The organism is Streptomyces sp. NPDC031210, from assembly GCF_055570395.1.
On record NZ_JBVIHH010000001.1, the window covers coordinates 294550 to 319633 of the forward strand.

General features: G+C 68.9%; 29 protein-coding genes. 2 read left to right on the forward strand and 27 right to left on the reverse strand.

Going from position 1 to position 25084, the window contains the following annotated elements; all coding sequences use genetic code 11:
- Positions 1–3: 3 nt before the first annotated feature.
- From ACZ45Z_RS01390 to ACZ45Z_RS01510, 25 genes are all read right to left on the reverse strand, one after another.
- Entirely contained in the window at positions 4–933 is a 930-nt protein-coding gene (locus tag ACZ45Z_RS01390; RefSeq protein WP_468354246.1) for a hypothetical protein, read from the reverse strand.
- The gene (locus ACZ45Z_RS01395) at positions 930–2078 is read right to left on the reverse strand and encodes a phage tail protein (protein WP_468354247.1); all 1149 of its coding nucleotides are present in this window, start codon (positions 2076–2078) and stop codon (positions 930–932) included. The genes ACZ45Z_RS01390 and ACZ45Z_RS01395 overlap by 4 nt, the downstream gene beginning before the upstream one ends.
- Positions 2078–2971: a hypothetical protein gene (locus tag ACZ45Z_RS01400; RefSeq protein WP_468354249.1), complete on the reverse strand. Its 894-nt coding sequence runs from the start codon at positions 2969–2971 to the stop codon at positions 2078–2080. The genes ACZ45Z_RS01395 and ACZ45Z_RS01400 overlap by 1 nt, the downstream gene beginning before the upstream one ends.
- Positions 2972–2975: 4 nt before the next feature.
- Positions 2976–7358, reverse strand: coding sequence for a phage tail tape measure protein (locus ACZ45Z_RS01405; RefSeq protein ID WP_468354251.1), 4383 nt, complete (start codon positions 7356–7358; stop codon positions 2976–2978).
- Between the two features lie 6 nt (positions 7359–7364).
- A complete protein-coding gene (locus tag ACZ45Z_RS01410; protein ID WP_468354253.1) occupies positions 7365–7658 on the reverse strand; it encodes a hypothetical protein in 294 nt (97 codons plus the stop codon).
- Between the two features lie 170 nt (positions 7659–7828).
- Positions 7829–8152, reverse strand: coding sequence for a hypothetical protein (locus ACZ45Z_RS01415; protein WP_468354255.1), 324 nt, complete (start codon positions 8150–8152; stop codon positions 7829–7831).
- A gap of 103 nt (positions 8153–8255) precedes the next feature.
- Positions 8256–8918, reverse strand: coding sequence for a phage tail tube protein (locus ACZ45Z_RS01420; protein ID WP_468354257.1), 663 nt, complete (start codon positions 8916–8918; stop codon positions 8256–8258).
- Between the two features lie 74 nt (positions 8919–8992).
- Entirely contained in the window at positions 8993–9397 is a 405-nt protein-coding gene (locus tag ACZ45Z_RS01425) for a hypothetical protein (RefSeq protein WP_468354259.1), read from the reverse strand.
- Positions 9397–9675: a hypothetical protein gene (locus ACZ45Z_RS01430; RefSeq protein ID WP_468354261.1), complete on the reverse strand. Its 279-nt coding sequence runs from the start codon at positions 9673–9675 to the stop codon at positions 9397–9399. The genes ACZ45Z_RS01425 and ACZ45Z_RS01430 overlap by 1 nt, the downstream gene beginning before the upstream one ends.
- Positions 9676–9677: 2 nt before the next feature.
- Entirely contained in the window at positions 9678–10031 is a 354-nt protein-coding gene (locus tag ACZ45Z_RS01435) for a hypothetical protein (RefSeq protein WP_468354263.1), read from the reverse strand.
- On the reverse strand, positions 10028–10435 hold the full coding sequence (locus ACZ45Z_RS01440; protein ID WP_468354265.1) for a hypothetical protein: 408 nt from the start codon (positions 10433–10435) through the stop codon (positions 10028–10030). The genes ACZ45Z_RS01435 and ACZ45Z_RS01440 overlap by 4 nt, the downstream gene beginning before the upstream one ends.
- Positions 10436–10439: 4 nt before the next feature.
- Positions 10440–10784, reverse strand: a complete 345-nt coding sequence (locus tag ACZ45Z_RS01445) for a hypothetical protein (RefSeq protein WP_468354267.1) — start codon at positions 10782–10784, stop codon at positions 10440–10442.
- A gap of 14 nt (positions 10785–10798) precedes the next feature.
- The gene (locus tag ACZ45Z_RS01450; protein WP_468354269.1) at positions 10799–11833 is read right to left on the reverse strand and encodes a major capsid protein; all 1035 of its coding nucleotides are present in this window, start codon (positions 11831–11833) and stop codon (positions 10799–10801) included.
- A 16-nt stretch (positions 11834–11849) separates the two neighbouring features.
- Entirely contained in the window at positions 11850–12239 is a 390-nt protein-coding gene (locus ACZ45Z_RS01455; RefSeq protein WP_468354271.1) for a head decoration protein, read from the reverse strand.
- 16 nt (positions 12240–12255) lie between these two features.
- Positions 12256–12993, reverse strand: coding sequence for a hypothetical protein (locus ACZ45Z_RS01460; protein ID WP_468354273.1), 738 nt, complete (start codon positions 12991–12993; stop codon positions 12256–12258).
- Positions 12994–13045: 52 nt separating this feature from the next.
- Complete coding sequence (locus ACZ45Z_RS01465) at positions 13046–13867, reverse strand: hypothetical protein (protein ID WP_468354275.1); 822 nt, start codon at positions 13865–13867, stop codon at positions 13046–13048.
- The gene (locus ACZ45Z_RS01470) at positions 13864–15285 is read right to left on the reverse strand and encodes a phage portal protein (RefSeq protein WP_468354277.1); all 1422 of its coding nucleotides are present in this window, start codon (positions 15283–15285) and stop codon (positions 13864–13866) included. The genes ACZ45Z_RS01465 and ACZ45Z_RS01470 overlap by 4 nt, the downstream gene beginning before the upstream one ends.
- Positions 15286–15304: 19 nt before the next feature.
- Complete coding sequence (locus tag ACZ45Z_RS01475; protein ID WP_468354279.1) at positions 15305–16909, reverse strand: Terminase; 1605 nt, start codon at positions 16907–16909, stop codon at positions 15305–15307.
- Positions 16910–16985: 76 nt separating this feature from the next.
- Positions 16986–17495, reverse strand: a complete 510-nt coding sequence (locus tag ACZ45Z_RS01480) for a phage terminase small subunit (protein ID WP_468354281.1) — start codon at positions 17493–17495, stop codon at positions 16986–16988.
- Positions 17496–17545: 50 nt separating this feature from the next.
- A complete protein-coding gene (locus ACZ45Z_RS01485; protein ID WP_468354283.1) occupies positions 17546–18124 on the reverse strand; it encodes a bifunctional DNA primase/polymerase in 579 nt (192 codons plus the stop codon).
- A 1081-nt stretch (positions 18125–19205) separates the two neighbouring features.
- On the reverse strand, positions 19206–19502 hold the full coding sequence (locus tag ACZ45Z_RS01490; RefSeq protein ID WP_468354285.1) for an HNH endonuclease: 297 nt from the start codon (positions 19500–19502) through the stop codon (positions 19206–19208).
- Entirely contained in the window at positions 19499–19756 is a 258-nt protein-coding gene (locus ACZ45Z_RS01495; RefSeq protein ID WP_468354287.1) for a hypothetical protein, read from the reverse strand. Before ACZ45Z_RS01495 ends, ACZ45Z_RS01490 begins: the two co-directional genes overlap by 4 nt.
- A gap of 36 nt (positions 19757–19792) precedes the next feature.
- Entirely contained in the window at positions 19793–20002 is a 210-nt protein-coding gene (locus ACZ45Z_RS01500) for a hypothetical protein (RefSeq protein ID WP_468354289.1), read from the reverse strand.
- A gap of 379 nt (positions 20003–20381) precedes the next feature.
- A complete protein-coding gene (locus ACZ45Z_RS01505) occupies positions 20382–20582 on the reverse strand; it encodes a hypothetical protein (protein ID WP_468354291.1) in 201 nt (66 codons plus the stop codon).
- A gap of 40 nt (positions 20583–20622) precedes the next feature.
- A complete protein-coding gene (locus ACZ45Z_RS01510) occupies positions 20623–21885 on the reverse strand; it encodes a DUF2637 domain-containing protein (protein WP_468354293.1) in 1263 nt (420 codons plus the stop codon).
- 174 nt (positions 21886–22059) lie between these two features.
- On the opposite strand from ACZ45Z_RS01510, the gene ACZ45Z_RS01515 reads away from it, so the two are divergent.
- Entirely contained in the window at positions 22060–22272 is a 213-nt protein-coding gene (locus tag ACZ45Z_RS01515; protein ID WP_468354295.1) for a hypothetical protein, read from the forward strand.
- Positions 22273–22382: 110 nt separating this feature from the next.
- Complete coding sequence (locus ACZ45Z_RS01520; protein WP_468354297.1) at positions 22383–23738, forward strand: hypothetical protein; 1356 nt, start codon at positions 22383–22385, stop codon at positions 23736–23738.
- A 9-nt stretch (positions 23739–23747) separates the two neighbouring features.
- Here the strand turns inward: ACZ45Z_RS01520 and ACZ45Z_RS01525 are convergent, their stop codons facing one another.
- Entirely contained in the window at positions 23748–24662 is a 915-nt protein-coding gene (locus ACZ45Z_RS01525) for a hypothetical protein (RefSeq protein ID WP_468354299.1), read from the reverse strand.
- A 97-nt stretch (positions 24663–24759) separates the two neighbouring features.
- Positions 24760–25071, reverse strand: a complete 312-nt coding sequence (locus ACZ45Z_RS01530) for a hypothetical protein (protein WP_468354301.1) — start codon at positions 25069–25071, stop codon at positions 24760–24762.
- Positions 25072–25084: the final 13 nt, after the last annotated feature.

Genomic DNA, 25084 nt, shown 5'->3' on the forward strand with positions numbered 1-25084 from the left:
TCCTTACGAGAACGTGATGGTGATCGAGCCGCCCGTGAACGAGGCGTAATCGCGGCTGCCGCGGGCGTAGATCGCGAGCCCCTTGCGCGTGCCGCTCGCGAGCTTCGCCCGCCAGTCCGCGGGCAGCGTCGCCGTACCGTTCGCGCCGACCGACAGCGACAGCAGTTCCTCGGGCCCCTCGTCGAGGTCGAGCGACGACGGCGGCGAGGTGTGGTCGTGCAAGTACAGGTGCATCGGCCGGCGGGCGTTCGCGCCCGAGCCGCGGCGGCGGGTGAACGACACCTTCATCGAGGCGACTGTCTTTCCCGAGCACGCATCGGCGATCTTGTTGCCGTAGAACCATGCGCCCCGCAGGTTCCCGCCGCCGGTGTAGTCCCCTTGAAACGGGTAGTCCCGGTAGCTGTCGCGCCGGCCGTTGCGCCATGAGCCGGTTGAGTTCGCGGTGACCGTGACGGGCTTCGGTGCCCGCCCGGCCGGTGCGTCCGGCGACGTGTCCGATTCGCTGCCGAGATGCCCGTACAGCTCGACTTTCCCCTCGGCGTTCTTACGCAGGTACAGCGTGTTGACCTGCTGCCAGCCCGAGCCGGCCGGCGCCGCGGTGCCCCATGTCGCCGCCCGAAGCACCTGCACGTCGAGGGCGACCTCGTTCGCGAGCTGCCTGATTGTCGCCTCGTCGGTGGCGCCCGGGTCGGCGCCGAGTCGCCACATGACGACCGGCCGCGCGCCGGGCCGGACCGCGACCCAGTCGCCGGCTTTCCGGCCGCGGTAGCTGTCGGCGCACGGCACGTCGAGGACGAGCGCGCCGCCCATCATCACGTTCACGCCGGCGTCGGTGACGTCGACGACTTCGGCCGACACCGTGCCGGCGCTGCTGCCGCTCGACGACAGCGCGCGGGCGAGATCCTCGCCGAGCTGCCGTGCCGCATCCGTCATGTGAGCCTCCGTGCGGTCGTCCTGGTCGTGCAACTCATCGACGCCGCGCTGAGCTCGTACGGGCACGAGTCGATGATGTGGCGCTGCCACTCGCCCGGCCGCACCTCGACGTCGACGACGTCGCCGGGTTCGAGCCCGGGGTGACAGACCGCGGTGAACGAGAGTGAGCTCTGTACGCCGAGGGAGTCGGCGAGCTTCGCCCGGCCGACCGCGTACGCCTGCGCTGCCGAGGTGATGAGCGGTGACGAGTAGCGCTCAACACGCAGCCGTACGCCGGTGAGCCCGAGCCGCTGCGGGGCGAGAGGGTCCTCGATCGGGTCCGGGCCGGCGAAGGTGAGCGAGTTCGGGTCGTCATCCCAGACATAGACCGGGCCGACCGCCGGCGCCCCGTCGCCGCCGTCACCCGAGATCGCCCAGACGTTCACGAGCCCCTCGGCCGACTGCTCCTCGGCCGGCTGCACCATGGCGACGCCGTACGGGATACGCCACACAACGTCGTCGGCGAGGGTCGGCACCGGGGCGAGTGTGATCACGCCGCGGGCGTCGGCGAAGATCTCGCCGCCGAGCGCCGCGGCGATCCCGGTCTTCGTCCCCGAGCTGTCGGTGCCCGTGCTGAGCGCCTGCCATCGGTCCTCGTCGACGACGAACCGCGGCACGGCCGTGCCCTTGTCGACGCCGCGGCGCCATGAGATCGGGGCGTTCGGCAGCGCCTCGCCGACGAGGGTCGGCACGATCGCGGCCGCGGTGTCCGGGCCGATGGTGCGCGTCGTCGGGAACGAGGCGCTGCGAATCGCATCTTCGAGCCCGAGCAGATCGACCGTTGCCCCGAGCCGCGTGCGACGGGCCCGGTCGACGACGTAGACCCCGGCCGGAATCCATTCGGTATCCATGCGCGGGCCCGCGATCCCCTGCCAGAGACGCACCTGCGTTGCGACCGTGTTGATCCCGTCGCGGCCGACGGGCACGCCGATGAGCTCGGCCGAACCGCTGTAGCGGCACTCGGCGTTGCGGTCCGGCGTCACCTTCGCCGAGCCGCACTTCGCCTCGACCCATGTGCGGCCGCCGTCGTTGGACCAGGCCGCTCGCCGCGGCCGCCGAGCCGTGCGCAGCAGTGCCTCGTACGCCGCCGGTGATACCGGCAGCATCAGGTGACCCCGTTCGTCGACAGCGACGCCCACGTGCTGTAGCTCGACGCGACCGCATTCCAGTCGGCGAAGAGCTCGGCGAGCGAGTCCCACGACCACGAGGGCAGGCGCATCGGCTGCCCGGCGGTCGCCGGCCGCTCGATCGGCTCGATCGTGAATGTGTACTGCATCGACGGGTCGTCGATCCCGAGCTTCCCGGTCGGCTTCTCTGTCCAGTCACCGACCACGAAATACCGGTCGGCGTACAGGTACGCCGGTCGCACTTGCGCGAGCAGCACGCCGTCGACGAGCAGCTTCCGAACCCGCTCGATCTTCGTCGCCCCGGTCACATCGACCGTGACCTGAATCGTCGGCGCCCCGTGAGAGTCGTACGCCGTCGCCCGGAACGCGCTGCCGGCGACGTCGACCGCGTCGACCCGGCCGGCGCTCGACATGCCGGGCCAATCCACGATCATTACGCGAGCCGAAAGCGTGGGCGTGTCGAGGGACTTGAGCCACAGATCGTCGTCGTCGCCGACCTCGGGCGCCGGCACCGTGACCGAGAGGCTCGACGACGGGCCGGTGCTCCCGTCCTCGTAGACCGCGGTCGCGGTGTAGATGACGGCGACGCCGAGGGGCGCCTCGTGATCGTAGGCAGTGCCGACGCCCTCGATCGCCCACGCGGCGTCGCCGCTGCGCACCGGGATCGGCGCGGCCGCGCCCGGGTCCTGCCGGACGATGCGCACCTGCCGGACGTCGACGGCGTCGGCGAGCGCGGTGCCCGCGGTGTAGTCCACCGACAGCACGACGCCCGCCCACGGCTCGTCGACGATGGCGGCGAACCACCCGTCGGGCGAGGTGACCCGGTCCGGCGGCGTCACCTCGGGCGCGCTCGGATCGACGATCATCGGCATTGGGTTACCTCCCCTTCACTCCGGCTCGGCTGCGCTTGCGGACGTCGCTCATCCCGGCATCGACTCGTTCATCGACGACGGCGACGAACTCGCGCTCGCCGACCCTGAGCACGACCGTGTCGCCCCGGCGTAGCCCGGCGGCCGGTGCACTGGACTGCCCCGAGGTGACCGGCACTGGTACGGCGGCCGCAGCCATGCGCACCGCGGCCCGGTCGACCTCGGGCAGGCTGCGGACCATGCCGCCGACGAGTCCGGCGCCCACCTGCGAGCCGACCTCGTCGGTCACCCTCGACGGGCTCTTGATCTTGAGCTCGCGCTTGATCGCCTTGACCATGCCGGCCCCGAGCTTGTTCATCTGCCTTTGCAGCTCGGCCTCTTGCGCCTGTAGACCCGTGAGGAACCCTCGACCGGCTTGCGACCCGGCGTCGTACATCGCGTCGGCCATGGTCCGGCCGTAGGACGTCGAGAGCGCCGAGCCGCTCTTCGCGAGGGCGTTGAGCTGCTTGATCTGCGCGGCGCTCGCGCCGGCGACGAGCCCGGCGAGGTCGCTGTCGGGACCGGCCGCGACGAGCTGCGAGATCAGGCTTTGACCGACTCCCTTCTTCGACGCCGTCTTGATCTGCCCCTGAAACGACTTGAGCGACGACTGCCGCGACTGCATACCGGCGATCAGGTCACCGACCGATCCCGGGGCGCTGATGTTGGACAACCCGAGGTAGTCCGAAGCGCTCTTCTTCTGATCGGTGTACGCCTGCTTCGCCGCGTCGAGCCGGCTGCCGACGCTGTCGCGGCTCTTCGCGAGCGTCTGCAACTTCGTCGACGCCTTGTTGACCGACGTCGACAGCGACCGGCCGGCGCCGCCCGCCGTCTTGAGATCAGCCGCGAGGTTCTTCGCCGCCGTCGAGATCGACGAGGCACTGCCGGTGAGCGACTTCGTGAACGACTTCAGGTCGCCCGGGACTTCCCTCCGAGCGTTCGTCCTCGCGGTGCCGCTCGCGAACCCGCGGGCGGCGAGCCCGGCCGCCATGTTCAGCGACGTCGGGCTGTCGTAGACCGTCTCGCCGCCCTTGAAGCGGACGAGCTCGGGCCCCTGTTCGCCGACCCATGCGAGTTCACCCGCCCGCGGGCGGCCGCCCGATGCGTACCCGCCCGCGCGGTTGTATGCCTTCGCGAGCGAGCCGTACCGGCTGAGCGCGTAGCGCATGGACGCGTAGACGTTGGCGAGCGGGTCATAGATGCCGCGGCCGCGCAGCTTCCCGGCGTACGCGTTGAACGTCCCGCCGATCGTCTGCATGAGCCCGCGCGACGGGTCGCCGTTCTTCGCGTTGACGTCCCAATTGTTGATCGCGCGAGGGTTGCCGCCGCTCTCCTGATTCATGCGCCGCAGCACGGTGTTCAGCAGCGACGCCGGCTGTCCGACCATCTTGAGCGCCTGCAAGACGACGCTCGTCCAGCGCTTCACACCGGACCCGCCGACCGGGCCCGACCCGCCGCCGCCGAAGTCGAGGAACTTCGAAACGAGATCCTTGATCCCGTCGACCGCCATGCGCGGCACGGTGGCGATCGCCTGGCCGAAGTTCCCGCCCGCGATGCCGCCGAGCTTGCCCAGGATCGGACGGAAGATCAGCGACATAGCCTTGCTCGGGTCGGTCAGGAAGTCGGCCGCCGACTTGACCTTGCCACCGACCCACTTCGCGCCGCCGACGACCGTATCGACCGCCGTGCTCCCCCAGCCCTTGAGTGTCCCGATCACGCCGCCGTCGGCGAGCAACTGAGAGCCCGCGGCCGCGTGCAGCGCGAGGGCCCTCTTGCGGTACTTCGGGTCGGTCGGGATCACGTACTCGGGGTGCGCCGGGTTGCCCTCGCCGACGATCGCGGTCGGCGAGTTGTAGATGCCCGGCTCGGGCCCGAGCGTGCCGCCGGACGCGAGCAGCTTCACCGGCTTGAGCTTGTGCTTGTCGAGCCCGACCCACCCGGCGATCGCGTTCCAGGCGCGCAACAGTCCCTTGTTCCAGACCGTGCCCAACACGAAGTTGACCGGCGTCTTCGCCGCGTCCTTGATCCCCGACCACGCTTTGCCGACCGCGTCCTTCGCGGTGCGGAAGCTGTCGCCGATGGTGCCGACCGCGCTCTTCAGCGCGGAGAACACGGGCTTGATCCCGCCTCGCCAGACGGTAGAGATCGACGACCGGATCGCCGACCACACGGGCGTGATGATCTTGTCTCGGAGCCACGTGAAAACCGGCCCGAGCGTCGACCGCAGGAACCCGGACATAGCCGAGAGCGCCGGCTTGATCGCGCCGTTCCACGCGGCGGAGATCGCCGAACGGATGCCGGACCACACGGGCTTTACGACCGAGTTGTAGAGCCAGGAGAACGCGAGCCCGAGCGTCTTGCGGATCACTGCCGCGCCGACTTCGAGAATCGGCCGGATGATCGACCACGCAACGGAGATCGCCGTACGGATGCCCGAAAGCGCCGGCGACACGGCGTTCTGCCACAGCCACATGAACGCCGAACCGACCGCCGACGCGACCGTACCGACCCCGCGCCCGAAGGCGACGACGGCGCCGACCACGGACGAGAGCACGCTGATCGCCGTGCCGAGCACGGAGAACACGGCGCTGAAGATCGGACCGATCAAGTTGATCAAGACGGGGGCGACGAACCCGACGATCTTCGCCGCGAGTTGACCGAGCCACGACGCGACGGACGCGACGACGGAGATCACGGGCTGCGCCTTCGTGATCAGCTCGCCGAGCTTCGCGCCGATCATCTGCACCGCGGGCACGGCCCGTTGCTGGATGAAGTCGGACACCGACCGGAAGATCGGACCGAGCGCGTCGGCGATCGCCGAGTACACCTTCATCGCGGCCGGCCAGACGACGCCGACGAGGATCGCGCCGACCTTCGACAGCAGTCCCCAGGTGAATTGCAGCGACGCCCCGAAGGCGCCGCCGAGCGCGGGCACGAGCCGCTCGGAGATCACCGACCACAGACCAGACAGCGCGGGCAGCAGCGTGTCGCGCACGGTGCCGCCGAAGGTCGCGAACGCCGGCCCGAGGGTGCTGCGCACGGTCTCGCCGACGCCCGAGATCGCCGACATGAACGGGGCGAGCGCCCCGTCGCCGCCGCGGAACGACGAGAACAGCCCGCCGACGACGTCCTTCGCCGTGCGGAACGCCGGCCCGACGACGCGCGAGACGACCGAGCCGAGCTTCTCCAGCGGCGGCAGCACGTACCCGCCGATGAACGTCACGATGCCCTGCATCGCGGTGCGCTTGAACGCCTCGATCTTCGCCGACGCGTTGTCGTGCAGCGTGTCGCCCATGCGCTTCGCGGCGCCGCCCACCTTGCCGAGGGCGCTCTCGGCGCTGCTCGGGTCGAGGGCGAAGAGCGATTGCTGCAAGTCCTCGGCCTTCGTGCCGAAGAGCTGCACCGCGACTTGCGACCGCTTGACCGGGTCGGGAATCTTCCGCAGCCGGTCGAGGACCGTGTCGAGCGCCTTGCCTGCCTGCGGCCCGCCCTTCGCGAACGTCTGCGCCATGGTCGACGCCGACAGTCCGATCGCGTCGAACCCCTGCTTCGTGCTGTCCGAGCCGTCCTTCGCCCGGATCGCGAACTCTTTGAGCGCGTCGGCGACCGTGTCACTGTCGCGGGCGCCTGCCTTGAGTCCCTGCGTGAGCAGCCCGATCGACTGCTGCCCCGTCAGCCCCAGGTCGCGGAACTGAGTCGAATACTCGTTGAGCGTGTCGAGCAAGTCCTCGCTCTTGTCGGCCCCTGTCTGGAACCCGCGAGTGATCAGGTCGAAAGCCTGCTTACCGTCCTTCGCGAGCCCGTTCCGAATGAGCTGCCCGGCCGCCTTCGCCGACTCGCCCACGTCGGCGTCGAAGGTCTCGGCAAGGTTGAGCGCGCTCTTGCTCAGCGCCGCGAGATCCTTCTTGGGGGCGTTGACCGCCGTCACGCCGTTCTGCGCGAGGGACTTGAGCGCGTCGTTTACCTGCTCGACGCTCTCGCCGTACCCCTTCGCGTAGACGCTGCCGGACACCTTGCCGAGCCGCGCCGACTCCTTCTCGGAGAGCCCGAGCTGCGCGGCGAGCTTGTCGCCGGCTTTCTCCTGCTCCATGGCGTCCGAGAAGCCCTTTGCGAACAGCGCCGCGCCGGCGGCCGCGACCGCGAGCATTCCGCCCTTGAGCGCCCCGCCGATCCCGCCGAGGATGCCCTTACCGGCGCCCCCGCCCGCGTCCCCGCCGGCGTCCGTCATGGGCTGCGTGACCGCGGTACGCAGTCGTCCCTCTTGGCGGCTCATCTGCCGGTCGAGCTCGGGACCGAACCGGCTCATCTCCGGAACGATTGAGACGTAGCCGACACCGACCTCGACCGGCACGACGAATCACCCCTTCCCGGGGAGCACCTGCGAGTTGATGCGGTCGTACGCGTCGCGCGCCTTCGCGCGGCGCTCTTCCTCGGCCGCGGCGACGTCCTCGGGCAGCGGGTCGCCCGGTCGCCATCCCGGCTCGGGCAGCGGCATCGGCTGCTTCTTCGGGTCGCGGTGCGCGTTGGCGAACTGCGTCACGAGCAGCGCGAGCAGATCGACCGTGTCCTGCGCCGCGTAGTCCGTGTGCTGCCAGTCGTGACCGGCGTTCGCTCGGGCGGTCGCCGAGTCGGGCGGCAGCCCCTCGACCATGACCCGCAGCAGCCGCAGCGTGATCTCGCCCCGCCAGAACGAGGCGAGCGGCCCGCCGACCGGGTAGGCGTGGCCGTAGTAGTGGATGAGGTCCGCCTCGACGGCCTCGGGGTCGTCCCCGAGGACGTCAAGAACGGTGTAGACGTCGGCCGGCTCGTCGCCGCCCTCGCCTACTTCCTCGTAGGGCGGTGCCGACCGAGGGTGTCCTGCATCTCGGATCGGGCCGCGACGTAGACGAGCATGAGCGAGTTCGCGTCGCCGCCGCTCTTCACGAAGTCGTCGTACTGCTCGCCGAGCAGAACGTGAGCCTTACCGGTGTCGCCCTCGGCGGCGTCGATCTGCCGCGCGAGGTCGTCCTCGGTGAACAGCGGGTGAGGGAAGGTGAACACCTTCCCGTCGTCGGTCTCGACCTCGACGAGCTCGCCGCCGACAGCCTCGGCGTACGAGCGCTTGACCGCGGACAGCTTGAACCGGGCACGGTTAGGCTTAGACATGATCGTGCTCTCTTCCTCGGGTGAGCTGCGGGTGAGCATCACGAGGGCGAGGGACGGAGGGGCTCACCCAGAACCGCCGTCCCTCGCCCGTTCATGGGGGAGATCAGCCACCCTCGGGCGGCGGGGCGAACGCCCTCCACCCGGGACCGTCGACCCAGTTGCGGCACGGCGTCTTCAGCACGGGATCGCGGTACGCAGTGAACGTCACCGGCCGCTGCGTCTCGGTGCTGCGCGCCCACTGCTCGTCGTCTCGCGAGGTGAGCCGGGCCCGCGGGAAGAACTTGATCACGTAGATCTCTTCGCCGCTGTCGTTGTAGTCCAGCCCGATGAACAGAAGTCGCCTGTACGGGTTCTTCGGCGTCGCCGGCCGGTCCCACTGCCACGCCTCGCCGATCGCCGGCAGCGCGCCCGTGCCCGACAGCGGCAGCCCCTCGAAGAGAGCGACCGTCGCCTGATTGGTTTCCTGCGCCGCATACTGCACGCTGAGCACGTCCGACTCGACGTCGGACCGGGTCGGCTCGACCGACTGCGACGAAGTGACATCGGCCATCGACAGATCACCGGTGAACGTCAGCCCGTCGTCGGTGGTGTAGCCGACCGGGACGTAGCCGGCCGGGATCGCGGCGAGGACGCCGTCGGACGCGTTGAACGGCGTCGCCACGGCGGACGCCGAGTAGTCCGCGGCATACACAGCCTGCATGAGCTGCTTGCGGATGTAGTCGTTCCTGAGCCCGTCTTCGAGGACCGGCGGGGTCGGTGTGGACATGCGTCCCTCCAATGAGAAACCCCCGGCCGCGACGCGGTCCGGGGGTGTGCTGTCAGGGGCGGGTGAGCCCGATTTCAGGTGGCGAGGCTCTTGCCCCGCAGCGATATCTCGACGGCGAGGGCGTAGCGCGGCGACGAGCTCGCCGGGTCCGGCAACAGGTTCGGTCCGCCGACCTCGTCGACGTCGTACGCGGTCGCCCCCCGCCATCCGGGGATCGCGCCGAGCAGCGCCCGCGCGAGCTGCATGAGGTCGTGCGCGGCTTCCTCGGTCGTGCCCCAACAGTGGACGTCGAGCCGCGGCCGGTCGGTCACGACGTCCCGCTGCGCCCCGCCGATGCGCTCGACCCGGACGAACGATGCCGGCCGCGGTGATGGCACCCGCGTACCGACGTGCACCGGCTGCCCGTGCTCGGCGAGTGCCGCCCGCAGGTAGTCGGCGACGACGGCGGCCGCGTCCGGGAAGACGATCGGCGGCGCCATCAGTCGGCGCCCCTCGCGGCGTCCAGAGCGCGCAGCAGCGCCCGCCGCGACACTTCCGGGTACGGGGTCGAGTAGTCGCCGATGACGGCGCCACGAGCGCGCTTGTCGCCCGTCTCGACGTCCGTCCGGAACTCCCCTTCCCACCCATCGGAGCGCGCGGCCGCGGTCGCTGCGCCCTCGACTGCTCGGGTCTTCCGCTCGATCAGCGCGTGCGTCTGCGGCGCCTTGAGAAACGTCGCGATGTTGCGCCGGTTGGGACGGAACGACGGGCGTGCCATGGTCACCCCTCTACTGCCTTAAGCCTGATCTCGTAGTGATGCAGCTCGGTCGGCTCGTACGCCGGGCCCGGGGGTCCGATCACCTCGAAGTCGAGCCCGTGCCAGTGCACGCGTGCCTCGCCGCGCACCGTGAGCGGCTGCCCTTCGGTGTCGCGCGAGTTGCACAGCATCAGCCATTCGCCGATCTGCGCGTTCCGTTGGTCGGTGTCCTCGGCCCCGGTGTTCTGCTGCATCCACGCGTTCACCGCGGTGTGCGTCGAGGTAGTCCAGTCGTCGACCTCGTTGCCGTACCGGTCCGTCGTCGTGCCCGGCTGCTCGACGTCGACGAGGTGCGGCAGCAGATCGTCGGGGATCACAGGAACCGGCCCTTGCACAGCGGGTCGTACGTCCAGCCGGGGAGCCCGTCGTCGCGCAGCCCGACCGAGTACGCCGCGTCGGCGTTCGGGTCGTCGAGCGTCTCGGGCTGTAGCAGTGCGATCTCGTCCTCGGTGAGGTACAGCCCGCCGTTCTCGCCGAGGGTCTCGGCGTACTGCCCGATCGAGCGCTGCCGGTACCCGCCCGGATTCGCCATGACCCGGCGGGCGACGGCGACCGCTATCGCCTTCGTCGTCGCCGGGTCCGGCTCGTATCCGGTCGGTATGTGCCGCCGCATGAGCGCCGAAGCGTCGTCGAGGTACGCCTCGACCTGCGAGCGCTTCGGCTCGACAAGGGTCACGCCGGCACGCGCCTCGTAGTCCTCGACGGTCGCGAACGGCGCCATGCCGCTACTCCTCTCGATCGACGACGCCAGCCGCCTCGCACGCGGCGATCACGTCCTCGCGGGTCGCGTCCTGGTCGACGTCGACGCCCTTGCGCTCGGCGTACGCCCGCCATGCCTCGACCCCCGAGCCCTTGCCGGACCGGGGCGGCGCCTCGACGACGCCCCCGCCCGTGGGCGTGGGCGTGGGCGCCCAGACAACGTCGACCGTGTCGACGACGTTGCCCCACGCCTTCGGGTTCGTGATCTGCTTGACCGCCCACGCCGGTACCTCGTCGCCGGCTTCGAGCACGACGGTCCGGCCCTGGAGATCACGAACGTGCACGGTCGCGACGAGCTGCTGCTCGCTCATGCTGCTCACCCCTCTCAGGCGACGTCGGCGCAGAACGTCAGGTCGGGGTTCGCGAGCACGGGCAGCCCGATCGCCGCGGCCTTCGTCCACAGCGCCGGCGGGTCCTTCTCCGCGTAGACGCCCGAGACGATGCCCGGCTCTTCGCCTTCCTCGATCCCGTAATCGCTGTCGAGAGACTCGGCAGTCGTGCCCCACAGCGTCGCGCCGAGGTCGGTCGACTCGGGGTCGTTCGGGTCGCCGGCGGCCGGCAGCAACAGCACGCGGTCGTCGGGGATGATCCGGGTCGCGGTCCCGCCGACCCGCACCTGTGCCTCGTAGGTCGAGATCGCAGGCAGGGAGTACGCCCGAAGAACCTCATTGATCGAGGCGACGCTGATCACGGAAGGCTGCGAGACGCCGCCCGCGTAGACGAGGGCGCGCAGTTCGTCGTTCCGCATCATCAGCGCGACGACTCGATCGCTCGTGAGGATCGCCCCGGGCGCCTCGCCGTTGGTCGTGATGTACGTCGACTTCCACGCCATGAGATCGGCGAGGATCTCGGCCGCCGGGTCCGTCCACGCGGTTCCGGCGACGACGGTGTGCGACGACTTCCTGCCGAAGTCGACGGTCGCGACGATGCCGTTCTCGGCGAGTTCGAGCTTGCCCTTGTAGAGCGCCTCGCCGCGGGCGAGCTCCATGCGTGCGGAGACTGCCCGCGTCATGCGCAGCGAATCGCGCATGAGCGCGTTGCGCACCTGCCCGTCGAGGCGGCGCTGCCGCAGCCGGTCGTACTCGCCGAGCCGGATCTTGCGGGAGATAGGCGGCAGTTCACCGGACACTCGGGCGATCCCGGGCCGCGCGGCGATCGGCGACTCGGTGTCGTACGAGCGGAACGTCGCCGCCTCGACGAGCCCCTCGCCGCCCCGCGTGAAGCGGTACTCAAGATCGTCGATGTCGTTGTTCGGCAGCCATCGCGCGAGCGTGAACTGATTCGCTGCGCGGTCGGCCTCGCCGGCGCGCACGTAGCCGGTGAGCTCGGCGGGGGTGATGTAGTCGTTGTTGATCAGCACGGGTTACTCACCCCTTTCAGAAGTAGGTGATCCGGCCGGCGACGTCCGTCTTTCCGGCGGAGTCGACGGCGGCGGGCAGCTTGGCCTCGACGACGCCGCCGTGCCAGAAGAGCCCGCCCTGCGGGTCGATGGTGTTCACGGTCGGAGCCTTCACCGCGGTGAAGAGGTGACCGACGAGCGTCTCGCGCCCGTCGGACGCGGCGCCGTCGTACGGCCCGAACTTCCCGGTCGCGGTGATCTTGCCCAGCGGCAGACCGCTCGGGAAGTAGCCATTCGGGTAGTGCGTGCCGGCGGTGAACGCCGACGTGTCGAGGGTGATCGTCCTCGCGGTTTCCGTGCCGTGCGCGGACGCGAGCCACGACTGATCGTCTTGACCGAAGCTCTCGGTCGAGGTGGTGAGGTTCATCGGGAGACTCCCGGTGTCAGGTGGTGGTCTTCTTGGCGTGCTTCTCGGCCCACAGATCGCGGCCGGCTGCGACGCTGGTTCGGCGACGGTCCTTCGAGCGGCCGCCGCGTGCGCCCTGATCGAACCCGCGCCGGTCGCGGCCGCCGCGGCGCGTGTCGCGCCCGTCGTCGCCGTCGTCGTCCTCGTCGTCGTCCGTGTCGGACGCCTTCGGGGCGAGGCGCTTCACGAGCTCGGCGAGCCCGTCCTCGTCGACTTCGCCCTCGTCGTTGACGTACCGCGAGAGGTTCACGTCGTCGGCGACGTCGCTCGCGTTGGGGATGAGTCCCTTCGCCGCGGCGAGGAACGCCTGCCGCGCGAGCTTCCCGCCGTTCTTCGCCCGCTCTTCAGCGAGCGCCTTGCCGACTGCTTCCTCGATCTTCCGCTCTTGCTCGGGCATCCCCTCGCGCCGCAGTTGATCGCGTTCCTTCGCGGCGCCGGCGTTCTCCTTCGCGCGGGCCTCGTGCTTGCGCGACAGCGCCTTGTACTTCTCTGCCTCGGCTTTCCAGTCCTTACCGTCGTCGCTCTTGCCCTTGTCGGGCTTGTCGTCGTCGGCGTCGTCCTGGTCGTCGTCGCTGTCGTCGTCGGCGTCGTCATCCCCGCCGCCGTCGCCGCCGTCCTTGTAGAAGAACGGGGAGAACAGACCGGTCGGGTAGGGATGCGCCCAGCCGGCGACCGACTCGGTCCCGGGCAGCGTCGGCAAAGTGCGCTTGCGCATGGTGGTGTCTCCCGTGTCGGGTGAGGGTGAGCAGATGTGCGCCGTGTCGGCGTCATTCCGTCCCGGGGTCGTCCGTCTTCGGGACGTCCTTCGGGCCGGTGAACTCGTGCCGGCGAACTGCCAACATGGGGCCGATCTCGCTGTGCTCGCGGGTGATGATCACGTTCCGGTAATCGGGCTTCCGCCCGCCGCGGTCCGACTCGCCGAGGTCGCGCGCAATCGTGTCGTGCGCCTCTTTCAGCAGCCCCTCGTCGATGATCTGCCCCGGGTCGCGATCGCCCGGCAAAGGCTCGGGCTTGCAGTGGCAGCCAGGATGAATCGGCATCAGCTTCTCGACCCGGTACCGCTGCGAGCTCGCGATCACGCACAGCGCGCAGTTCTTCGAGCCCGATAGCCGGCGCCGGTAGAACCGCGACCCGCTGCGCCGCATCGTCTGCTGCGCCGCATGGGTGCGGGCGAGCTGCATGTCGGTCTCGGTGATCGAGCGCAGCCGGACGCGGCCGGCGTCGACCGCGTCGGTCATGTCTTTGCCTTCGCCGAGTGCCGACCACACCGACGCGAACGGCCGGGCGTAGACCGCCTCGGGTGCGACGCCGCGCAGCGCATCGTCGAGGACAACGCCGGCCGGCGCCGCGGCGCCGCCGAACATGTCGGCGACCATGCTCGCGAGGTAGGCGTCGGTGAGCGCCCCCATCTGCTGCTGAGCGCCGAGTACGACCGGCAGCACGTGCTCGACGAACAGTGCGGCGTCGGCGTCGCGGTAGCTGCCGAGCGACTCGAAGGCGTCGGTCACGAAGCTGAGCAGCCGCTCGCGCAGTCGGTCGGTGAGCCCGTCGTACTGCTGCGCGAGCGCCGCCTGCGTCGCCTCGCTCACGCTGTCTCACCGATACCCGGGTCGGCCGGCTGCTGCGCTGCCGGCTGCTGCGGCGTCGCCGGCAGCAGTGAGGCGCCGAGCAGCGCATCGGCCGCGGCGCCCGCGGTGATGCGCCGCACGCGCTGCGGCGACTCGCCCATGTCCTCGGCGAGCACGCCGAGCGGGTAGCCGATCCCCTTCTTCTTCACTGCGGCGTCGGCGAGCACGGCCGGGTTGAGCTGCCGCGGGTCCTGCCAACGCACCTCGGCCTCGGTGAAGTCGCGCTCGACGCCTGCCTGCCGCGCGCACAGAGTGAAGACGTCCTCGATCGCCTCGCCGAAGAACGCCATGTGTTCGCCGACCTTCGCGAGGTGCAGCACGTCGAGCGCCTGCACGGTGTCCGCCGAGATGTTGACGAGGTCGGTCGCGAAGTAATACGCGGGGGTGTTGCTGATCAGCAACAGGTTCCGGATATCCGCCTCGTGCTCCTTCAAGAACCCGCTCAAGTCGGTCGCGTCGAGCTGCCCGAACTTCGTCGCCTCGCCTTCGCTCGCCCACACCGCCGAGGGCGAAGGAACGAAGGGCTGCTCGACGACTTCGAGCCCGGTGAGCGGATCGGTCCGCTTCCGGAACTTGTGCCCGGTGATGTACTTCTGTCGGAAGGCTGAGTACCTCGCCGCCGTCATCCGGTTGAGCACGCCGAGGTTGAGCCGGTCCTGAATGTCGATCACGCCGGCGAATTCCGGCTCGGGGTCCTCGCCGAGCTCGGGCCGACAAGGGAAATCGATCATCGGCATACCGCCGAGGTCGTGCTCTTGCTCGTCGCCGTCTTGCTCCCACGCCTGCCGACCCCAGGGGAGCCGGCCGGGCCCGCGCTGCTTCGTCTTGTACCGCACGATCAAGTCGGGCAGGTACAGCGTTGCCCGGCCGACCCGCTCGACGTCGTCGTACCAAGCCTTGAGCCCAGCGCGGCGCTCGCCGGTCGCCGGGTCGTGCTCGACGATGCACTCGCGCGGCGTCTCGGCGGTGATGAGCGGTGACGGCCGACTGTTCTCTTCGACTCGGGTCGGGTGCGGTCCGACGATCATGTAGCCGACCGACTGCGTAAGCGCGGTGCGGTACACCTGCTTCTGCCGCGAGTCGAGTCGGTTGAGCTGCCACCATCGGGCGGCGTCGTCGTCCGGGTTCCCGTCGCCGTCAGTGATACCCAGCGCCCGCAGCCGGTGCACGGGTGCATTCGCCACCGTGCCCATGAAGTTCGTACGGGCCTTGCGCTGGAACTGCCGGAACGCCTCGCCGACGTTGCTCGGCAGCTCGGGCAACGGGTGCCGCCCGCGGTAGTAGTCCCACCACAGATCGAGCTCGATCGTCCGGTCACGCATCTGACGCCCGAGCCGCAGCAGCCACCAGTCGGGAGAGTCGACCTCGTCACTCAGCATGTCGCCCCCTCTCGGGCTGTCAGAACGTGAACCCGCCCATCGGGGCGGCCGCCTCGGCGAGCCCCTTCGCGACCGCTTGCGACCGCGCCTCGAACGCGAGGATGCTCGCGACCGCCGCATCGATCTTGCGCGGCGAGTCGGGGTTCTCCTTCATGATCTGGATGCCCGTACGCCCCTCTCGGCGGCGGGCGTTGAGGAAGTGCCGGGTCAAGGCGTACGACCCGTCGTAGGTCACCTCGCGTTCGAGGATCGCGTCGAGTAGGCGCTGCGTTGCCCGCACGATGTGAATCGCGCGGCCGCCGGTCATCCACCACTCGACGGGGTGATCGCGGGTCGCCTTGACCGCGAGCTGTGTGCCGTAGCGCGCTTCCCAACCGGTCACGTGCTCTTGCCACTTCGCCGGGTCGGCGAAGAACCCGACGACGTTGTACCGCTCGAAGGCTGCCTCGATCGCGGCGAGAACCTCGGCCTTCGGCACCTCCCAGTGCTCACCCGCGGCGCCGGCCGGCTGCTCCCATACGCCGATCTCGAAGAGGTGCCCGTCGGACACGCGGCAGCCGATCAGCGCCGTCGCGTCCGTGACCTTCCGCGAGCGCTTCCGCGAGCCGTCGAACCCGAGCGTGATCATGTCGCCGTCGGCGATCACCTTGTCGAGGTCGCTCACGGCGATCAGCTCGGGCTCGGCGAGCCATGCGTCGGCCGCCGCTTCGGCCAGATTGAAGAAGTACCGCCGGCTGTCGCTCGGCGAGTTCCGCGGGTCGAAAACCTCGTCGACGATCCGATCGAGATCCATCACCGCGGCGAAGTCGCCGTACGACTCGACGAGCGCCGAGCGCACCGCAGCCTCGTCGGTGAGGTCGACGCCCTCGGGCGCCTGCCGGTGATCGAAGAGCAGCCGCTCGCGCCGGGTCTTGCCTTCCCGGATGAGCTTCGCGAGCGTGTGCGTCTCCTCGGCGACGGACCCCTCGCCCGGGGCGTACATCGTCGACGTCTCCAGCGACCACGGCGACGCCTCTTTGCGCTTCGCCATGTTGCGCCGGACCGTCGCGTACATGCGGCGCAGCTCGGGCAGCACGTACAGGTGCGTCTCGTCGAAGACGACGAAGGTCTCTTTCCCGCCGTCCTTCGCCGCGTTGGACGCGGTCGACGGAACGATCTGGCCGCCGTCCGGAAGGATGACCCGGGTCACGCCCGCGGCGTCGCCCGGCAGATCCTCGCCGAGCGGCCCGTCGGTGAGGTTAAACAGAACGTTGTCGTAGGTGTTGCCTGCCTGCCCTTCCTCGGTGGCAAGGCACCTGATGAACGGGTACGTGACGCCCCGACCCATCGGTTCGCCCGGCTCGTAGACGTACTCGAAGTCGCGCCACCGGAACCGTTCGCCGCCCTCGGCCCAGCCGGCGAACCGGCACGGCCCGAATGCCTCGAAGAGCACGAACCGCCCGGCGGTGCCGCTCTTGTCGCGCCCCTTCGCCCGAGAGAAGAACGTCGAGTCGTACAGCCGGCGCCCGGACCCGTCGAGGGCGTAGGCATCGACTGTGAGCGCCGCGAGCTCGTCGTCGAGGGGGACGCCGTCGGGAGCGTCGGGGGCGAGCGGCCGGCCCTGAATATCGCCGGGCCCGTGCACGCAGAAATGCTCTTTCCACGCGAGGGCGAGCCAACCTAGCGAGCGGGTGCGGTCATGGTCCCGGGCGCGAACGAGCTCACGGGGCATCGGCGGTCAACCGGCGCCGGCGGTCGGCGAGCCGGGTCACCGGCCGTGCGTCGGCGGCCGCGGCGAGCTGCTGCTCGTCGTCGTCCTGGTCGACGTCCTCGACCGGCACGTACCGGATGCGGAGATCTCGCCGAGCGTCGAGGGTCGTGCCGATCACCCGCTCGCGCTGCCGCAGCTCGCCAGCGAGCCGGACGTCGCCGGCGAACACCGCGTCGGCGACCATGGCGGTCGTGATGACGAACTGCCAGTCGCCGTCATCCCAGAGAACGCAGTGCGGCATAGAGGTGATGCGCTCCCACCACACGCGGGTGAGCTGCTGCAACGGCTGCATTTCCGAGCAGCGCCCGAGCTCGCGATCGGTCCACTCGACCCGCCGCGCCTCGGGCAGCTCGGGCCGCGGGCCCTCGTACCGCTCGTCGGCGACGGTCGTCCACTCGTGCACCGCGGCGACCCTGTTCCGCTTCGGCCCGTCCTTCGGCTTGCGCCCCGTGACCGCCATGGGTCTACCTCCCGTGTCGGGTACGCCGCAGCGCCCCGTGTCGGGAGCCGCTACAGCAGTTCGTGAATCAGGTCGGACAGATCGCCGAGCCGGCGGGGCGTGCCGCCCCACGTGTCCCCAGTGACCGCGATGTACCGGCCGGTCCCGTACAGCTCGACCGTGCCGGTCCCGACGGTGATGCGCCGGCCGTGCGGCAGTTCGCCGAGTCCCCAGATGTGCAGCCCGTCGCCGGACACCGATCGCTCGACCCATGTCGGGCCGGCCGCGTCGACGATGCGCTGCGCCCACGGGGCGAGCCGGTCGCCGTACAGGCAGTGATCGAGGTCGAGGCACACGACGCCGTCGCCGTCGAGGACGAACCCGAGCCCAGCGCCGGCGGTAGACGCCGCGGCGTCGCGGTAGCGCGACCAAGTCTCGGGGTCCGTGCTGCTCGCCGTGTCGCCGTCGACCGCGATCGGCAGCTTCCGCGAGGTGCGGCGCACCCAACGGGGCCGGCTCGTGAGCTCGTCGGGCAGTGTGCGGCGGGCACGATGCGCGGCGACGCGGCAGGTACCGCCGCAGTACCGGGCGTGCCGCCGCGCGGTGATGCGCAGTGGCTCGTCGCAGTGCTCGCAGCGGGGCGTCTCCATGCCCACCATCATACCGCAGATGTAACGCTTTCATGGCGCTGACCTGCGCATTCACCGTAAGTTGATGGGGGTCGAGAGGGCGAGAGGCGCTGTGCGGCGCCCTACCGCCGCGCCATCGAATCACCCTCCCGACCCTCTGCCCGTCCGCCCACGGGCAGTACAGGGGGCGCCATGCCCCGGAATCCGGGGGTTTCATACGCGCGGAGAGCCGCAGCACCTCCCGGAACCCCGAAGGGGCGGGGGAGGGAGTCACCCCCCAGGGGCTGATCGGGAATGCCGGGATGGCGGGAAGTGAGCTCGTTGCCGGCTTCGTTCGCGAGAGCTATGTGGGTGATAACCGGGATCGTAAACGGCAATACGCATGAATCAGTGCGTACCGTGCCTACATGCATGCTTGGGGTGATCTCGCAGCGGAGGCCGCTACTGGTGCGCAATGGTTTGCAGCCTTTGCGACGACTTTCGCCGCGGCGAGCGCTCTAGGGATCGCCGTGTGGCAGCACTACTCACAACAGAGCGTCCTGCGCGGAGCGCAGAAGGAGAGGGCCACGCTTACGGCGGTGACCGATTTCAACTGCGATTCCGCCATCATCCAGAACCTTGGGCAGACACCGGTCACCGATGTGCGCGTCATGTCTGTAAGTGCTGTTCTGCTACGTGATGGCGAGTACGCCGGCGTGGGAACCGCGCGGATTGAGCCTCCATTTGTGCACTTGCTCGCACCTGTCCGGCAAGCCACCTTCAATTTTGCTGTGTGGAAAAACGAAGATGACGGATCCTTGGTGCCACCAGAAATCTGCTGGCATGAGTCCGTTGTTGTCCTGTTTCACTACACAGATGCGGCGGGCGCTATTTGGGAGAGGAAGGGGAACAGCCCCCCTCGGTACGTTGGGGGCGAGCCCCTACCGGGTCGCGCCCTCCAGATCCTGGCAGAACGGCGGCGGGACCGTGCTCGCGTAATGCGTCGTTGGCCACGCGAGGGGTTCACTAAAGAGGGTCTGGCCCGAAGGGCGCAAGAGCGACGGGAGCGCTTGCGAGGGCACCTGCCGTAACCCTGCGAGCTATCGGCGAGTCGGGAGCCAGCTCACAGAAGCCCGGGGTGCCGCTCGACGGGGCGGTACCGGGTGATGCGGGGTGCGTCATTGCCTTCGCGGCTGCTCTTGATCGCGTGGCAGTCGGCGCACAGCGATTGCAGGTTCTCGGGCCGGTGATCGTTGCCGCGCCTGATGTGGTCGACCTGATTCGCCCAACGTCGGCACACTCTGCCCTCGTTGATCTGTCGGCATCGGTGCTCGTCTCGTTCGAGGACTGCGGCACGGATCGCGGGCCAGTCCGCGGGCAGCTCGTCGCGTCTTGTGCTGCCTTGCCATCGGCCGCTCATGCCTCGCCGTTCTCGTCGAGGTCGGGCTCGTCGTCGGGGTCGGCTCGCTCGATCGTCGAGTCGAGGGCGATGCGGTCGAGGTCGAGCTGCTTGCCGAACCCGAACGCGTTGGTCGTCGTGCGCTGGGGTGCGGGCATTGCGTCGAGCAGCCGGCGGGCGCTGCGCTCGATCTGCCGTAGCAGCGGTGTGTCGTCGGCCGTGCCGTCGGTCCTGATCTCTACCTCGCGTGTCCCGTCGGTGAGGCGTACGCGCATGGGTGCGGGGTCCTCTCGTCGGGGGGTGGGGTGTCGTCATACGGCGGTGTGTCCATCGTTCTCGCCTTGTTCTTCGTGTACCTGGGAGGCAGTCGCCAGCTCGGCGGCGGCGAGGATGATTGCGAGCCACGACAGCGACAGTACGAACGGCGGCTCGGATCGAGCGACGGTCACCATGCTGAGCGGCCAACCGATGATGGAGCCAACGACGAGAACCCACGCGATGGTCACTCGGATGCGGCGCATGCGTTGGCTCATTGTCTGCACCCCCAATGCGAGCAGCCCCTCACCGGTCGGCCGGGAGGGGCTGCTGCTGTGGTCTGTTGTTGTGTCCGGGCATGGCGGACTTGCCGACAAGAGTGCGACACCCTGATCGTCTGCGTCAAGTCACGGGCGGCGGCAGAGAGAGCGTGTCGTGCGCTCGCGCGTACTGCGTGTATGTGCTGCTCTCTCAGTAACCCCCACGTACAGGGAGTGGATTGGAGTGGAGCACGCGCGCGCGAGTCCCGAGGGAGTCCCCGGGGGACAGGTCACGGTGACCTGCGGTGTCGTCAGAAAGGGGCGCACGATTCGAGCGCGATTCGTCTTCGATTCCGTTCCGAACCCTCAACGAATCCCGCCCCGATCACGCCTCGTTCGTCTGCTTCCCCTCGGGCTGCATGGTGACGTTCACGCTCACGGTGCGCAGCTTGGCCCGGAAGGTGACGGCGCCCGCGACTTCCTCGGTCCCGGTCGCACCGTTCGAGTAGGCGTCGGCGACGAACGCCGACAGCTCGTCGAGGGTCACGTGCTTGTCGCCGGCTGCGTGCTCGATCTTCTTCGCCATGCGATCAATCCTCTCGTACCGGCGTCACACTTGGCAGTCGTTAGAGGTAGGGGCCGGACGACGTCGACCGCGGTGGGGCGGGCGGCTCAGGCAGGGTGGCCGGGGCCGGCGGAGAAGCGTTCGGCGCCGCCTTGTTGCGGTCGCGCGAGTTGACCGTGCGTACATATCCGTCGGTCGCCTGGAACCCGCGGCGGGTGAGCTGCGCGGCGATCTGCACGGCGTTGAGACTGGGCACCGCGTCACGCACGAGGCGCACCGCATCAGCCTTTGACAGCCCGGAGGCGGCGAGCGCCTCATCGACGATGCGATCGGTCCGGCGGGTGTCGTCGAGCTGGTGCTGCCGGGGCGTTTCTGTCGGCTGACCTGTATGGTCCGGCGCACCATCGACGGGCGACTCGGGCTCCGCGGGCGGGGCCGGCACCGCGGTGATCGCCTCAAGCTGCTGCACTGTGATCACGACGTGCTGCGTCGGGGGCGCCTCGTAGTGATGCGGGCCCGTATCAGCCCGTGTCACGGTGACGCCGCTCGGTCGCGGCACGCGGTCGAGGACGATCGCGACGTCGAGCTCGGTCACTTCCTGCCCGTACTGCCGCAGAATGTCGGCGAGCTGCATGAGGGTGAGCTCGGGCCGTGCCTCGTGCATGATTCGGATCGCCTTGCTCGGTGTCATGTCGCCGAGCTCAGAGGCGAGCAGCTCGCCCGGCTCGCGGACGGCGGCCGCCGGCTCGACCTCGGCCGACTTCCCGGTGACGTGCTCGACGGCGCGCTGCTTCGTCGCGTCCCACGCCTGTTCGCCGGCGAGCACCCACCCGAGCCAACCGAACACGGGGAACCGCATCCGTTGCTCGCCCCGCGCGATCCGGTGCCGCTCGCGGGTTGCCGCCCACGAAAGGTCGGCGATCAGGAGTAGGGCGGCGGTCGGCGCGGCGAAGAGCAGCGTCGCGCCCAGCCCGCCGTCGATGTGCAGCGCGTGAAGCCTGTTGAGGTACATCGAGATCGCTGCGAGCCCGAGCGTCGCGAGCCGCGGCCCGAGGGCGCTGCGGTTCTCTCGGACCGCCTCGCTTGCCAGGTACAGGCAGGCGAGCGCAGCGCCGTCGAAGCACGCGGCGACAAGCGTGGCGAGGACCCAGGGGACGCCGTACATGTCGTGTGCGACGACGTACAGCGACCAAGCCACGATCCCGGCGGCGGCCGGCGCGATGATGGCGGTCCCGATGCGCCACCCGAGCCGGTTCGTGAACCGGTGCGGTGGGGTGCCTCCATCAGGGGTTACGGCCGGATGCTCCCGGCTACGATTCTTCACGGATCGGCCCTCTCGGCTTCACGGCTTTGGGCACGGTCCACCCCGGCCATATGGCGTCGTCAGCGCCGGCCGGGGCTTTTCCGTATGCGAGTTCAAACTAAGAGTCACCTATTTACAATGTCAAGAGGTTCGAGGGGTGGTGGCGCTGTGCCGACCGAGTCCGAAGGTGAATGGATGACCCTTGCCGAGATCTGCGCCGAGAACGGCATCAGCCGGCAGGCGTTGCACGCGCTGCGGGTGAACCCGAAGAGCGGGTTCCCGGCCGGTGATCAGCAGCCGGGCAGTACGCGCGTCAAATTCCTGCGGGCTGCGGTCGCGGCGTACTTCGAGGCGAAGCCGAAGCGCCCCGGGCGCCGGACCGACCTCGAAGGTCGCGACGATGGATAGGGAAGGCAGCAGAACGGACCCCGCCGAAGGAAGATCGGCGGGGTCTGTTGCTAGGTGAGTAGTTGCTGTGGCGTCGGGCGGCGACGCGCTTCGAGGCGCATTATTGATATATGACTACCCACGCTGATCTGGATAATTTCAAGAAGGCGCTTCACGCCTGGTGCACTGAGGCTATTTCGAGCCTTAATTCAGAAGAGAGCAATGTCGAGACCCTGACGGAGGAAAAATGGTGCCACGAGGGAGGGCCCCAATATCGGCGCAAGCGGATTGAAAGGCGCGTATGGAGTCGACGGGCCATGGAATCTGTGCAGCAATTTCCAGCTTACGAGCAGGTTATTTCGGCTGCTCGCGACTCTCCACTTGTCGCTTCACACGTCGAGCATCTAGTCGGTACTGGCGTTGGCCTCACGCGTTGCACCCTGCAATCGCTGACACTTCACGTTCTGCCGGACCCCGATAGCGTGACATGCGCAGAATCGTACTTTGAAGAGCGCTGGCAAGAGGTATCCGACTTCCTGTCTTGCGAGGAGTTCACTTTCCGGTGGCTAAGCTTGTTGCAGGGCATTGTCCTTGAGGGAGGGTCGCTTGAGTTGGCTCCGGATCTTACGCTCGAACGACTTAGCGCAACAGAAATTGAGCGGGCTCTGCATGTCGGATTGCTCACGCCGCCACAGGGAGTCATTCTTCCAGTGTTCCCTGTCGATGCGGGAATCTCCTATGCATTGAAGCGCACCATTCGGCTACCGAAGATTATCGGCGATGATCTCCCGCCCCCGATGCAGGACCAAGCCGATGAGGCTTGGGAATCCTTCCGCATAGCCCGGGAGGAACCGGAGGAGCTACTTCAATGTCTTGCGTTGCTAACACATGAATCGATCAGCCTGATCGGAAATATGACTACGGTTAGCTCGGTGCTCGGGTATTCGGTCGCATGGGATATGCGTCGCATCCTTCTTCATCATAGCTCGCCGTGGATGCTTGGGTCACACGAGCGCGATAAGCTGCACGAACTCTGGAGGGTGACGCATGAGCTACAAAACAAGGCGTTTTCTCTGGCTATTCGCCGGCTAGGATTCGCCACTCAGCGTGAGCGAGCTGAAGATCGACTCTTGGATGTCTTTATTGCAGCCGAGGCCCTATATCTCAGCGAAATCCCGGAGCGCGGAGAGATGCGATACCGCCTGTCTTTGCGGGCTGCCACTTGGTTTGATGGAGAAATAGGCGACTGGACGAAGCGACAGGTCTTTAAGCATATGAAAGATGGGTACGACTTCCGTAGCAAGATTGCACATGGCGGCACCATTGACCCAAAGGACATCAAGATTCGGGGCATTCGGGTCGACCTGCGGGAATTCGTTGCTGTCACCGAGAGTATAATTCGGGTCGCCTTGCTGAAGGCCATAAACCGGTCAGTTGACACAAAGGGTCAACGAATTAACTGGGAAGACCTTATGCTGTCCGATTAGTTGGCAGCGCTATGCCGCGGCGCCCTTCGCGGCCGCCCGCTGTCGGCGACGCGCCTCGGCCCGCCGACGTCGACGCGCCACAGCGTCGAGCGCCGCGTGCAGCTTGAGCAACTCCTGCGGCGTCACCCACGTGCGGCGCCCGTCGACGACCGGCACGGGAGCGTCGCACTCGACCCCGTTCTCGCACGTCACGGCCGGGGCATCAGTGCCGCCACGGTGCATCGTCAGTGCGGCGCCGCACCACGGGCACGGCCGGTCATCCATGGGGAACGCGCGGCGCTGCTCGATCCCGATCGTCCGCTCGATACGCCGCGCAGCCTCGCGAGCGATACGGCTGATGCGGTCACGGTGCGCCCCGTTGATCGGCAGGCACGGACCGGGCTCGTCGGTGAGCCGGGCGAGCAGCCACGCGGCCGCCTGCGGGGCGCTGCGGCCGCCGACGTTGTAGTGCCAACGCTGCGGATCGGCCTCGTCGCGAGCCGAGAGCAGCGCGAGGTCGCGACCGACCGGGTCGGCCGGGTTCGCCCGGCGCGGCGGGGCGACCTTCGCGCGCTGCACATCGGCGGCGACCTCGTCGGCGACCGAGCACAGCGCGACCTCGACCGCGCGGCAGGCGTCGACGACATGCAGGCGCAACGGGGCAGGCTGCTCGGCGAGCACGAGGTGCTCTCGCTCGCCGGCGGCCGCGTCGCCCTGGTCGTCGTTCTCGCCGGGGTGGGCGAGGAACTCGGCCGGTCCCATGGTGGCGAGGGCGTGCTCGGCGGCGTCGTGCTCATCGAGGGCGCGAAAGTAGGCGCTCCCCATGGCGGGCGGCCACGGGGCGGGCGTCGCGGTGTCGATCAGGTCTCGCATGTGCTGCCAGTGGTCGAGGACGATCCGAAGGTCGTCGGCGGCGGTACGGGCGGGGCGGGCGGTGTCCTGCATGGTGTGTGCTCCTGATGGTGCGGCGGGGCGTATCGTCATCAACACCGCGCGGGGCGCCCCGATTTGCTTGCCGGCAGGGGGCGCCCCGTCGTCGTTTTCACCTCGTGTGCGGGGCGTGCAGCGGCATGAACCGGGCAACCTGCCGGATCGCGCCTGCCTCGGCCTGGTCCCAGATGCGGCGCGCGTCGTCCAGCGCGCGGCGCCGCTCGTTCATGACGCGGTGATGCGCCTCGACCGCCTCGGGCAGCGACGTTGGCGCATCACGCCCGAGCTGCCTCTCGATCCGGCCGACCGCCGCGGCGTCGAGGATCGCGTCGAGCTCGACGAAGCGGGTCGCATCATGGTGCGGCTGCCGGTGCCGCCACGCCCGGATGCTGATGAGGGCGGCGAGCAGCACCTCGTCGGACACGAGCGAGGGGTAC